Source organism: Halomonas marinisediminis, assembly GCF_004347715.1.
GTDB classification, from domain to species: domain Bacteria; phylum Pseudomonadota; class Gammaproteobacteria; order Pseudomonadales; family Halomonadaceae; genus Halomonas; species Halomonas icarae.
Genome location: NZ_SLTR01000010.1, coordinates 66,677 through 79,175, shown reverse-complemented (window position 1 = coordinate 79,175; position 12,499 = coordinate 66,677). Strand labels below are relative to the sequence as shown.

Sequence of the window (12,499 nt, the reverse complement as noted above, 5' to 3'; positions counted from 1 at the left end):
GAGTGGCGAGATATCGCTTCAACAGCGGACTCCTTTCAACGAATGACGCCTTCGAGCAGCGGCACGAAGCGCACCGGCTCCAGCCGCCGCTTCTCGAACTGGTCGTCCTGGCGCTGGATACGGGTAAGCCACTGGCGCCCCCGAGCGTCGGACAGCGGGGCAATCAGCACGCCGCCTTCGGCGAGCTGGGAGAGCAGTGCGGCCGGTAGCTCGCTGGCACAGGCGGTCAACAGGATCACATCGAAGGGCGCGGCCTCTTCCCAGCCATGGCCGCCGTCGGCCAGGCGCAGGTGAGTATTCTTCGCCCCCAGCAGGCGCAGCCGCTCGGCGGCACGTCGCTGCAGGGCATTGATTCGCTCGATGGACCAGAGTTCCGGCACCAGTCGCGAAAGTATCAGCGTCTGATAACCGGATCCGGTGCCGACCTCCAGCACGCGTTGTGGCGATGCCTGTAGTACCAGTTCGGTCATGCGCGCCACCATCCACGGCTGGGAGAGGGTCTGGCCGTAGCCGATCGGCAGGGAGGTATCCTCGTAGGCGCGATGGGAGAGCGCCTCATCGAGAAACAGATGGCGTGGCTCACGCCCCAGGGTTTCCAGCACCCGAGGATCACGGATGCCCTGGGCGGTCAGGCGCTCCAGCATGCGGTCGCGGGTACGCTGGGAAGTCATGCCCACACCACGCACCAGCTCGGCCAGACGTTCAGGTGAGTGCATCCAGCCAGCCTTTTACGTCCGCAATGGCCGCATGCCGAGTCAGGTCGGTCTGCAACGGGGTGATGGAGACGAAGCCCGCCTCCACGGCGGCGAAATCGGTGTCGGCGCCATCGTCGGCATTCCTGCTCAGCGGAGCGATCCACCAGCGCACCTTGCCACGTGGGTCACGCACCTCCTGGGGAGACCCCGCGGGGCCACGATAGCCCAGGCGGGTAACCCGAAACCCGCGGATCTCGTCCCAGGGCAGGTCGGGCACGTTGACATTGAGCAGGCTGCGCGGCGGCAGCGAGAGCTGCTCGGCGGCCCCCACCAGGCTTGCCGCCACCCTGCCGGCGGTGTCGAAGTGGCGATGGCCCACCAGCGACATGGCGATGGCCGCCATGCCCAGGTTGCGCCCCTCCATGGCGGCGGCCACGGTGCCCGAGTAGAGCACGTCATCCCCAAGGTTGCCGCCATGGTTGATGCCCGAGATCACCAGATCGGGCTTCTCGTTCCAGACACCGTTGACACCCAGGTAGACACAGTCCGCCGGTGTGCCGTCGACGCTGTAGAAACCGTTTTCCATGGCCGTCAGTGACAGCGGCCGGGACAGGGTCAGCGAGTTGCTGGCCCCGCTCTTGTCGCGGTCCGGCGCCACCACCCGCAGCCTGGCATGGGAGGCCAGGGCATCGTGCAGGGCGCGCAGCCCCGGGGCGTGAACACCGTCGTCGTTGGAGAGCAGCAGTCGACGCATCTCGAATCCTTGCATGGGCGCCTCCGTCACAGGGTCGGGTGCGCGATCAGTTCTCTGAGTACCGCGGTGGCAAAGGCACCGCGGGGCAGTGTAAAGGTCAGCCACAGCTCACCGTCACCAGGCTCCAGGCGTGTCTCGGCCAGACGCAGGCGCAGCGGGCGGCGCCCCAGGCGTACGCCGGCCGCCTCGAGCCCCGCGCATAGCCCCGGGAAGCACTGAACCAGCTGGTCCTCACGGCGCCGCGCCTCGCCACTCGCCAGCGAGCCACCCACACCCCACAGCACACCACTAGGATGCAGGTCGAGGCGCGCCGCCCGGGCCTCGAGCTCGGCATCCGGTGCCTCGACGGCGAACTGGCTGGCGCTGCCATCGAGATTGGCCACCTCACCCGGCAACAGACGACCCCAGCTGCCCTCGCGGATGCGCTCGGCGAGCAGCTCATTGAACAGGAAGCTGCGTGTCGACGAGAGCAGCATGCCATCGCGGTCGTCGCGCTTGCGCCAGCCGCGGGCCAGCAGCGAGCGCGCACGCAGCAGGTTACGGCCATCCGGGCCGAAGCGCTGGGGGCCGAAATAGTTGGGCACCCCACGCTCGAGCAGGCGTTCCCAGCGATGAACGAGGCCCTCGTCGGCCACCGCCGGGCCCGTCAGGCGTAACCGGAAGCGGTTGGTGCGATGCACACCACGCTTGAGCTTGCGCGGATGGCGTGCCATCTCAAGCACCCTTATGCCACGCTCGGCCAGGGCCTCGCCAAGTCCCACCGGCGCCTCGCGTCCCGGCAGTTGCACCGACAACCACTGGCGGGTCACGGCGACCCGGTCCTTCATCCCCGAGTAGCCCACCGCCCGCGGCGAGGCCTCGCATAGCCTGGCGAGCTCCTTCACTGCCATGGCGGTGGTCAGGTCACGCTTCTCGATATAGAGCCAGAGATGCTCGCCCTCCCCCCCGGGGGCGAAGTCGAGCGTCTCCTCGACCAGGAAGTCCTCGGGGCGTGCTCGATAGTCCCCCGCCGGGGGCGGCCCGAACTCGGCATCGAGCACCCGCGGCCAGGTCGGAGGCCAGCCGAGGGCGTCGAGCGGATGGCGTGAAGGCGAATTACTCACCGGCGCCCTCGCTCGTCGTGGCCTCACTGTCAACGCCCGACGAGACCGGCAGAAGCAACGCCACCGCCTCGGCGGCGATGCCCTCGCCGCGGCCGGTAAAGCCCAGGCGTTCGGTGGTGGTGGCCTTGACGTTGACGGCGCTGCGCTCGACGCCCAGGTCGACGGCGACATTGGTCGCCATGGCCTCGACGTGAGGGGCCATCTTCGGCGCCTGGGCCATCAGCGTGGCATCGAGGTTACCGATCCGATAGCCGGCCTGGTGCACCAGGGCCACCACGCGACGCAACAGGTCGCGACTGTCGGCGCCCTTCCAGGCCGGATCGGTATCGGGGAAGTGACGGCCGATATCGCCCAGGCCGCAGGCGCCCAACAGCGCATCGCTGACGGCATGCAGCAGCACATCGCCATCGGAGTGCGCGACGAAGCCGCGCTCGAAGGGGACGGCGACGCCGCCGATCATCAGGTGGTCGCCCTCGCCGAAGCGGTGGACATCGAAACCATGGCCGATTCGCATCATCTCTCCGCAACGCCCTCCGGCGTCGTCTCGCTGTACGCCGAGGCCTGGGCGGCCAGGATCATGCCGGCCAGGGCCAGGTCCTCGGGATGGGTGATCTTGAGGTTGTCGCGACGCCCGGGCACCAGCCGCGGCGCATGCCCCAGGGCTTCCACCGCCGAGGCCTCGTCGGTGACCGTGACGCCGGACGCCGCGGCCTGGCGAAGCGCCTGAGTCAGCAGGCCGTAGCGAAAGCCCTGAGGGGTCAGGGCGTGCCAGAGGCCCGCACGGGGCTCGGTAAGGGCGACCCGGCCGGCGCCATCATCGCGTTTCATGGTATCCGCCACGGGGGCAGCCAGCAGCCCGCCCACCGCATCATCGGCAAGCACCTGCAGCAGCCGCCGCAGGTCCTCGACGTCGACACAGGGGCGCGCCACATCATGGACCAGCACCAGGTCATCATCACGTGCCTCACCGGCGATGGCCCCCAGGGCGTTGGCCACGCTGTCCGCACGCTCGGCGCCTCCCGCCACGCGCCGCCAGTCGGCGAAGGGTACCCAGTCAGGGTCGAACCAGGCGTCGTCGGGGTCCAGACAGAGGCAGAGTCGAGCCCCTGGGAAGGCGGCATGCAGCCGGGTCAGGGTGTGGGCCATCACCGGGCGGGCATCGAGGGTCAGGTACTGCTTGGGACGGTCGGTCCCCATGCGCCGTCCCTGCCCCGCCGCCGGCACCACCAGCCAGGGTGACGCACTCATCGGCTCGCCTCCAGGCGAGTGGCGGGCAGCGGATTGACCACCGGCTCCACCTCCACCGCCACATCGGGCACCCAGAAGAACTGCTCGTCGGTGCGCACCATGCCGATGTCGCTGCGTGCCCGCTCCTCGATGGCATCGAGGCCGGTCTTGAGGTCGAGCACCTCGGCGGCCAGGCGCGCATTGCGGTCGCGCAGCGGCTGGTTGGCCGCCTCCAGCGACGCCACTCGCTGGCGAACCTCACGCAACTCCATGACGCCTCCCTGGCCGAGCCACAGTCGATACTGCAGCAGCGCCAGCAGGATCGTCAGCGTCAGCGCCAACCCCTTGAGCATGATGCCTTCCCGTCACCTCGATACGATGCCGCGCATTATGCCATTTTCATTGCTCGCCGGCAGAGTCAATCTTCGCCTCATCGCGAAACGGCAGTGCCGACTCGGCGGCGCGCCGATAGGCCAGCACATGTTCGCGCTCCTCGGCACAGAAACGCGCCACGGCATCACGCAAGCGTGGATCGGCGATATGGTGAAGCGAGGTCAGCAGCCGCGGCTCGAACCCCCGGGTGAGCTTGTGCTCGCCCTGGGTACCGGGGTCGAAGCGCGTCAGGCCACGAGCCAGACAGTGCTCGATACCCTGGTAGTAGCAGGCCTCGAAGTGCAGGCAGTCGGCGCTCACTTCGCTGCCCCAGTAACGGCCAAAGAGGGTACGTGCACCCTGCAGGTAGAGCGCCGCCGCCACGGGGCGATCGTCGCGACGCGCCTGCACCAGCAACAGGTTCTCGGGCATGGTGGCACGCAAGCGCCGAAAGAAGTCGAGGTTGAGGTAGCCATGGCGACCACGCTCCAGATAGGTGATCTCATAGCAGCGATAGAAGTGCTCGAGGGCCGCGGCGTCAATCGCCTCGCCCTCCAGACGATGCAGGCTCAGCGTCTGGTCGGCGACGATCCGCCGTTCACGACGAATCGCCTTGCGCCGCTTGGAGGTCAGGGTGGCCAGGAAACCCTCGAAGTCGCCATAGCCACGATCCTGCCACTGGAACTGTACACCGTGCCGCGCCAGCAGCCCCGGCCAAGCCTGCTGCCACTCGGCCACCTCCGCCTCCTCGGCGAACAGCAGGTGCCAGCCGGATAGCTCGCCCTCCTCCCAGGCACTGGCCAGGGTCTCACGTGCCTCGCGTGGATCAACACCCGACGCCAGCGCCAGGCGCGGACCGGGTGCCGGAGTATAGGGAATCGCCGTCAGCGCCTTGGGGTAGTAGCGCCCACCGGCGCGCTCCCAGGCATCGGCCCAGGCCCAGTCGAAGACGTATTCACCGAAGGAGTGATGCTTGTGGTAGAGCGGCATGAGGCCGACCAGCGCTTCGCCCTGCCACAGGGTCTGGTGGCGCGGCACCCATCCGGTGGCCGGGCACGCCGAGCCGCTGGCTTCCAGGGCATGCAGGAACTCATGGCGCAGAAAGGGGTGATCATCACCGACCAGGGCGTTCCAGACGCTGGCGGACACCGCCTCCATGGAGGACAGGGGTTGGCGCCTCAGCATTGTCATGCGATCACTCCTTTCACGGTTCGTTGCGCCTCCCTCCCTGGCCCTGGCGGCGAGATGGCGCCACCATTGTGCACAGCCCCCCATCAACCTTCCATCACCACGAACAGGATTCCAGCATGAGCGATGTCCGTGATCTCCAGGCCCTCCTCGACAGCCAGCGGCGTGCCTTCGAGGAAGCGCCCTTCCCGAGTCTCGCCACCCGTCGCGACCGGCTGACACGCCTGGCCACCCTGACCCGCCGCCATCGCGACGAGATCGCCGCCGCCATCAGCACTGACTTCGGCCACCGCGCCGCCATGGAGACACGCCTGACCGAGGTGGCCACCGTCCTTCAGTCGGCCAGCTTCACCCGACGCCGACTGCGTCGCTGGATGCGCCCCGAGCGCCAGCCGGTGGGCTGGAGGCTATTGCCGGCCCGGGCGAAGGTTCACCATCAGCCGCTGGGCGTGGTCGGCATCATCGCCCCATCCAACTACCCCTGGAACCTTGCCTGGCTACCCGCCATCGATGCCCTGGCCGCCGGCAACCGGGTAATGATCAAGCCCAGCGAGTACAGCCCTGCCACCTCGGCACTGATGGCACGCCTGGCGGCTCGTTACTTCGCTCCCGAGGAGCTCTGCGTGGCAGAGGGCGATGCCGATCTGGCCAGGGCCTTCGCTGCTCTCCCCTTCGATCACCTGCTGTTTACAGGCAGTGCCACCATCGGTCGAGAGGTGGCGCGTGCCGCGGCAGCCAACCTGACGCCGGTCACCCTGGAGCTGGGCGGCAAGACGCCGGCGCTGGTGGCCGCCGACGCCGACCTGGAGAAGGCCGCCGAACGCATCGCCTTCGGCAAGTGGCTGAACGCCGGCCGCACCTGCATCGCCCCCGATCACGTGCTGGTGGAGGCCTCGCGACTCGAGGCATTTCTCAAGGCGATGCAGCGCCAGGTGGCACGCTTCTACCCCCGGGGCACCGCCAGCCATGACTACAGCGCGGTGCCGGGGACGGCACACCGTCAGCGTCTCGAGGCGATGCTCGAAGAGGCCCGCGACCATGGCTGCCGGGTGATCGACCTGGGGGAAAGGCTCGAGCTGCCCGACGGTGGAGTCAAATTGCCCCCCACGCTGATCGTCGACCCGAGTGACGGCCTCACCCTTATGCAGGAGGAGATCTTCGGCCCCTGGCTACCGGTGCTCGGGGTGCGTGACATGGAGGCCGCCATCTCACGTATCAAGAGCCAGCCACGTCCGCTGGCGCTCTACGCCTTTACCGAGGACCCCGCCCTGCGCCGACGCCTGCTCGAAGAGACCCATTCCGGTGGGGTGGTGTTCAATGACACCCTGTGGCACAACGCCGTGCCGGCACTGCCCTTCGGCGGCGTCGGCGAGAGCGGCAGCGGCGCCTATCACGGCGAGGCGGGCTTCCAGCGCTTCAGTCATGCGCGCGCCGTCTTCACCCAGTCGCCCCGCAGCCTGGTAGGCCGGCTCAATCCCCCCTACCGGCGCTGGCTGTTGCGTCTGTTGGAGCTTTGATGCCCCAGCGTCAAGCCGCGCCACGACATGCAACGGCTTCCAAGGGCATTCAACGACACAAGGTAATAAAACTACATTTCACGCGAAATATTCGCTAGCATGCCCCAGAGTACCGATCATTGATTTGGTAAACTTACCAAACAGTCACTGCCGAGGTGCACCATGGCCAACTCCAACCCGACCCTCAACGCCACCGTCGCCGACGTCACCGACCGTATTCGCCAGCGCTCCGCCGAGCGACGCGCCCTCTACGAGGCACGCATGGCCGACCAGCACCGGCGTGGCGTGCACCGCGGAGAGCTCTCCTGCGGCAACCTGGCTCACGGCTTCGCCGCCTGCGGGGTCGAAGACAAGAACGCCCTGAAACTGATGAACAGTGCCAATCTGGGCATCATCTCGGCCTACAACGACATGCTCTCGGCTCACCAGCCGCTGGAGACCTTCCCCGAGACCATCAAGGCCGCGGCGCGCGCCATGGGCAGCACCGCCCAGTTCGCCGGGGGCGTACCCGCCATGTGTGACGGCGTCACCCAGGGCCAGCCGGGCATGGAGCTGTCGCTGTTCTCCCGCGACGTGATCGCCATGGCCACCGCCGTGGGCCTCTCCCACAACATGTTCGACGCCGCGCTCTACCTCGGAGTCTGCGACAAGATCGTGCCGGGACTGTTTATCGCCGCGGCACGCTTCGGCCACCTGCCGGCCATGTTCATCCCCGCGGGCCCCATGCCCAGCGGCCTGCCAAACAAGGAGAAGGCACGCATTCGCCAGCTGTTTGCCGAGGGCAAGGCGAGCCGCGAGGAGCTGCTGGAGGCCGAGTCCGCCTCCTATCACAGCCCCGGCACCTGTACCTTCTACGGCACCGCCAACTCCAACCAGCTGATGATGGAAATGATGGGGCTGCATCTGCCCGGCACCTCCTTCGTCAACCCCGGTACCGAGATGCGCGAGGCGCTGACGCGCTTCGCCACCGAGCAGGCGATCCGCAACACTGAAGCCGGCGGCGACTACCGCCCCTTCTACAGGCAGATCGACGAGCGCGCCATCGTCAATGCCATCGTCGGTCTGCTCGCCTCCGGCGGCTCCACCAATCACACCCTGCACCTCGTGGCCATGGCCGCCGCCGCCGGCCTGACTCTCACCTGGGAGGACTTTACCGACCTCTCCGCGGTGACCCCGGGCCTGATGCAGGTCTACCCCAACGGCCAGGCCGACATCAATCACTTCCAGGCCGCCGGCGGCATGAGCTTCCTGTTCCGCGAACTGCTCACGGCCGGCCTGATCCACGGGGATATCCCCACGGTGTTCGGTACCGATCTAACCGCCTACACCCAGGAACCCTTCCTCGAGGAGGGCAAGCTGGTCTGGCGCGAGGGGCCGGCAGCGAGCCTCGATCGCGACGTGCTGCGCGGCGTGGCAGAGCCCTTCGCCGCCACCGGTGGACTCACCGTGGTCGACGGCAATCTGGGGCGCGGCGTGATCAAGGTCTCGGCGGTCGCCGAGGAGCACCGTGTGGTGGAAGCGCCGGTGAAGATCTTCGAGGACCAGAACGAGCTCAAGGCCGCCTTCGAGGCCGGCGAGCTCGACCGTGACGTCATCGCCGTGGTGCGCTTCCAGGGCCCCAAGGCCAATGGCATGCCCGAGCTGCACAAGCTGACGCCCTATCTCGGCGTGCTTCAGGACCGTGGCCACAAGGTGGCGCTGGTTACCGACGGACGCATGTCCGGCGCCTCCGGCAAGGTGCCGGCGGCCATCCATATCAGCCCCGAGGCGCTGGACGGCGGTCCCCTGTCGAAGCTGCGTGACGGCGATATCGTGCGTCTCGACGCCAATGCCGGCACTCTCGAGACCAGGGTCGAGGCCCATGTCTGGGCCGATCGCGAGCAGCGCGTCGCCGCACTGGACCACTACCATGTGGGGCTGGGCCGCGAGCTGTTTGCCGGCTTCCGCCACCTCGCCATGCGCGGCGAGGAGGGAGCCGGGGTCTTCGGCGGCTTCGAGGCCGACGACCTGGCCCGCCAGGCCGGACAGATCCACGATGAGGACGCCTGAGGATCTCTGCAATGATACGACCGGCCCTGATCGGTGACATCGGTGGGACCAACGCACGTTTCGCGCTGGTCACCCCCGGGGGAGTCGCCCCTCACGATATCCTCAGCCTGCCCTGCGCCGATTACCCCGGCCTGGTGGAAGCGGTGCAGGACTACCTTGCCCGCGTGGGCGCCACCGGCACACAGGCACCGCGAGAGGCGTGCCTGGCCTTCGCCTGCCCGGTGCATGACGACCGCATCAAGATGACCAACAACCACTGGGTCTTCTCGCGCGCCGCGGTCCAGGCCGAGCTCGGGCTCACCCTCTTCAAGGCGATCAACGACTTCACCGCCCAGGCCCTGGGAGTACCCCATGTGGCCGAGGAGGAGCTGGTCGAGATCCAGTCCGGCCAGGCGACTCCCCACGCCGCCCGGCTGGTCATCGGCCCCGGCACCGGCCTCGGTGTGGCCACCCTCTTCCCCGGACGCCACGCCTGGATCCCGCTGCCGGGTGAGGGAGGCCACATTACCTTCGCCCCCACCGATGAGCGGGAACGACAGCTGCTTCACCACTTCCATCACCGTTACGGGCGCGTCTCGGTGGAGCGCGTTCTCTGTGGCCAGGGGCTGCTCGACCTCTACCTCGCCCACTGCTCACTGGAGAGCGCCACGCCCGCGTTCTCCACGCCGGCCCAGGTGACAGCGGCCGCCGACGAGGACCCCATCGCCCGTGATACCCTGCTGCGATTCCTGAAGATCCTCGGCGATGTCTGCGGCGATGCGGCACTCACCCTGGGCGCCCGCGGCGGTGTCACGCTATGCGGTGGCATCCTGCCACGGCTGCTCGACTGGCTGCCCGAAAGTCGCTTCCGCGAGGCCTTCGCCGACAAGGGGCGCATGCATGCCTACAATGCCGCGATCCCGATCCATGTCGTCACGGCGCCATGGCCGGGCCTGCTGGGCGCCGCCGAGGCACTGCACAATGAAGAAGTCGAATAGCTCGACGGAAGAGGTCAAACGATGATTCCCGCAAGTCTGCGAACCCTGCTCGATGATACCGACGGCCAGCGTCGTGCCGAATGGCATGGCCGCGAGATATGGCTGGCCAACGAAACCTGGGGCGAGCTTGTCGTCTCGCTGCAGGGGGCCCAGGTGCTGCACTATTTTCCTGCGCCCGATGCCGCGCAAGCCGCAGGCGCTTCTCCTAACGCGCCCGAAACCGCGCGAACCGCTGACGCTCTTCCTAACGCGCCCGAAGCCGCGCGAGCCGCTGGCGCTCTTCCTAACGCGCCCGAAGCCGCGCGAGCCGCTGGCGCTCTTCCTAACGCGCCCGATGCCGCGCAAGCCGCAGGCGCTCTTCCAACCGACGCGGCGGAGGCACCCGAAGGCATGGCGGCCGGCGGCTGGCTATGGGTAACGCCCACGCCCCAGGACCCGCCCGGGGCCATCCGCGGCGGTATCCCGCTCTGCTGGCCCTGGTTCGCCGACGAGCACACGGCCGATGAGAGTGCGGACCGCTCCGGCCCGCTGCATGGGCCGGCGCGCAAGGCGGCGTGGCGCCTCGACGCGGTGGACAAACATGAAGAGGGCGTGGAGCTTCACCTCTCCCCCGAGTCACGCCTGCATAGTCAGCTCACTCCGCGAGCGGTGATCCAGGCCAACGCCAACCGCCTTCATGTGGAGCTCATCACCGAACACACCGGCGAGACGCCGGTGAAGATGAGCGGTGCGCTGCACACCTATCTGGCGGTAACCGACGCCTTCGGGTGCCGCCTGGAAGGCCTCCCCGGCGCCCGCTATCTCGACAAGCTGGCCGGCTTCGCCGAGCGGGAGCAGCAGGGCGAACTCGGCGTGCGTGGCGCGCTGGATCGCATCTATCACAGCAATGCCGAGCTCACCCTCGACGATGGCAACCGCCGCCTGCGCATCGCTCGCCAGGGCAGCGACTCGGCGGTGGTCTGGCACCCCGGCGATGATGCCTTGCCCGCCGATACACCGGCCGAGGTGGGTCGCCACTTCCTCTGCGTGGAGGCCGCCAACACCCGTCTCGACCCGGTGTGGCTGGTGCCCGGCGCCCAGCATCTGCTGGGTACCACCCTGTCCCGGGCAGAAGACGCCTGACCGCCAGCCCCACCAAGAAGAATCAACGACAAGGATCAACGACAAGGATCAACGACCATGCTGCCCGTTATCGCCTTCGGTGAAGCCCTCGTCGACATGCTCTCCAGCCGTCTGGGGGACACTGCCGATGGGACCACGGAGACCTTCACCCCCTACGCCGGCGGCGCTCCGGCCAACGTCGCCGTGGCCTGCGCACGGCTGGGGGTGCCCAGCCGTTTCCTTGGCATGCTCGGCGACGATCACTTCGGCGACTTCCTGGCCGCCGAACTCGCCGCTCAGGGCGTCGAACTCTCCGGGGTGCGGCGCACCCGCGAAGCGCGCACGGCGCTGGCCTTCGTCTCCCGGGATGCGAGCGGCGAGCGCACCTTCGACTTCTACCGCCCCCCCGCGGCCGATCTGCTCTATCGCCTGCCGGACCTGCCTGCCGGGGTCTTCGACGAGCCCGCCATTCTGCACCTCTGCAGCAATAGCCTGACTGAACCGGAGATCGCCAAGACCACGTTGGCCATGGCCGAGATGGCATCGCGGGCCGGCTGTCTGGTCAGCGTGGACGCCAACCTGCGCCACAACCTCTGGCCCCGTGGCAAAGCCGACGGCGCCCTGGTCACCCGACTGCTCGACGCCGCCGACCTGCTCAAGCTCTCCCGGGAGGAGGTCGACGATCTGCGTGGCGACCATCCGGAGGAGAGCTGGCTGGCCGAGCGCCTGGCCGCCGGCGTCAGATTGATCGTGGTCACCGATGGCGGTGGAAGCGTGCGCGCCCTTGGCGCGGAAGTGTCACTGTCGATCACTCCACCGACCGTCGTGCCGGTGGATACGACGGCGGGTGGCGATGCCTTTATCGGTGGGCTGCTGGCCGCCCTCGCCGAAGGTGGCTTCGAGGAGGGTTGGCATCGCGACGCGGAACGCCTGGAAGCCGCACTGGCGTTCGCCTGCCGCTGCGGTGCCCATGCCGTCACCCGCCCGGGCAGCTATGTCGCCCTGCCCACCCAAACCAACCTTTCGCCGGCCTGATGGGCACCACGACGGCCTGAGATACCTTGCAAGGCGATTAACGCATTATCTTACAGGCACCCTGTCCAGCAACCGGCACCGAGTTGAACACCAGCGGACTGGAAGTCATGAACTACCGGATCAAGACGCTCAAGCGGATACCCGGGCCGATACCAAGACATAGACAACATCTTCTTGAAGGTCCATGCCACGCTTCCCGGTAACATGTGATGAACTGCACTTCGAGCGACCTCACCGGCCATGGCGACGTCACCCTTGCTCAGGGCGCCACCCTGGCGGCAGCCAGGACCGGACTCTCTGTAACTTTACAACATCCCATTATGACAACTCACTGTCATCGCGCCCCCATGCCATCCTCGCCAACACCTCGGCAAGCCCCTACAGGTTCATAGACCTTCGTATAAAGATCTCCAGGTAGTAAAATAACTACATATTCGATACCTTCCTGAACATCATCGCCGTCGAGGACGTTAATCCATAC

General features: G+C 67.6%; 12 protein-coding genes. 5 read left to right on the top strand and 7 right to left on the bottom strand.

The annotated features are described in order from the left end of the window. Positions 1 to 35: 35 nt before the first annotated feature. From E0702_RS09145 to E0702_RS09115, 7 genes are read right to left on the bottom strand one after another with little or no spacing between them, the layout of a single operon-like run. Positions 36 to 716, bottom strand: coding sequence for a protein-L-isoaspartate(D-aspartate) O-methyltransferase (locus E0702_RS09145; RefSeq protein ID WP_132043050.1), 681 nt, complete (start codon positions 714 to 716; stop codon positions 36 to 38). Continuing rightward, positions 703 to 1,449: a 5'/3'-nucleotidase SurE gene (gene surE / locus E0702_RS09140; protein WP_132043132.1), complete on the bottom strand. Its 747-nt coding sequence runs from the start codon at positions 1,447 to 1,449 to the stop codon at positions 703 to 705. The genes E0702_RS09145 and surE overlap by 14 nt, the downstream gene beginning before the upstream one ends. A gap of 26 nt (positions 1,450 to 1,475) precedes the next feature. Continuing rightward, positions 1,476 to 2,552, bottom strand: a complete 1,077-nt coding sequence (truD, locus tag E0702_RS09135) for a tRNA pseudouridine(13) synthase TruD (RefSeq protein WP_132043048.1) — start codon at positions 2,550 to 2,552, stop codon at positions 1,476 to 1,478. Continuing rightward, positions 2,545 to 3,066, bottom strand: a complete 522-nt coding sequence (ispF, locus tag E0702_RS09130) for a 2-C-methyl-D-erythritol 2,4-cyclodiphosphate synthase (protein ID WP_132043046.1) — start codon at positions 3,064 to 3,066, stop codon at positions 2,545 to 2,547. The genes truD and ispF overlap by 8 nt, the downstream gene beginning before the upstream one ends. Then, a complete protein-coding gene (ispD, locus tag E0702_RS09125; protein WP_132043044.1) occupies positions 3,066 to 3,800 on the bottom strand; it encodes a 2-C-methyl-D-erythritol 4-phosphate cytidylyltransferase in 735 nt (244 codons plus the stop codon). The genes ispF and ispD overlap by 1 nt, the downstream gene beginning before the upstream one ends. Then, on the bottom strand, positions 3,797 to 4,132 hold the full coding sequence (gene ftsB / locus E0702_RS09120; RefSeq protein ID WP_132043042.1) for a cell division protein FtsB: 336 nt from the start codon (positions 4,130 to 4,132) through the stop codon (positions 3,797 to 3,799). The genes ispD and ftsB overlap by 4 nt, the downstream gene beginning before the upstream one ends. A gap of 46 nt (positions 4,133 to 4,178) precedes the next feature. Then, positions 4,179 to 5,342 (bottom strand): GNAT family N-acetyltransferase, encoded by a 1,164-nt coding sequence (locus E0702_RS09115; protein WP_132043040.1) that lies wholly within the window; start codon positions 5,340 to 5,342, stop codon positions 4,179 to 4,181. 116 nt (positions 5,343 to 5,458) lie between these two features. On the opposite strand from E0702_RS09115, the gene E0702_RS09110 reads away from it, so the two are divergent. From E0702_RS09110 to E0702_RS09085, 5 genes are all read left to right on the top strand, one after another. Next, entirely contained in the window at positions 5,459 to 6,856 is a 1,398-nt protein-coding gene (locus E0702_RS09110; protein WP_132043038.1) for a coniferyl aldehyde dehydrogenase, read from the top strand. A gap of 162 nt (positions 6,857 to 7,018) precedes the next feature. Further along, a complete protein-coding gene (gene edd / locus E0702_RS09105) occupies positions 7,019 to 8,905 on the top strand; it encodes a phosphogluconate dehydratase (RefSeq protein WP_132043036.1) in 1,887 nt (628 codons plus the stop codon). Between the two features lie 11 nt (positions 8,906 to 8,916). After that, positions 8,917 to 9,882, top strand: a complete 966-nt coding sequence (gene glk, locus E0702_RS09100) for a glucokinase (protein WP_202597194.1) — start codon at positions 8,917 to 8,919, stop codon at positions 9,880 to 9,882. 21 nt (positions 9,883 to 9,903) lie between these two features. Next, positions 9,904 to 11,004: an aldose epimerase family protein gene (locus E0702_RS09090; RefSeq protein ID WP_240721704.1), complete on the top strand. Its 1,101-nt coding sequence runs from the start codon at positions 9,904 to 9,906 to the stop codon at positions 11,002 to 11,004. A gap of 57 nt (positions 11,005 to 11,061) precedes the next feature. Further along, positions 11,062 to 12,018, top strand: coding sequence for a carbohydrate kinase family protein (locus tag E0702_RS09085; RefSeq protein ID WP_132043034.1), 957 nt, complete (start codon positions 11,062 to 11,064; stop codon positions 12,016 to 12,018). Positions 12,019 to 12,499 lie beyond the last annotated feature (481 nt).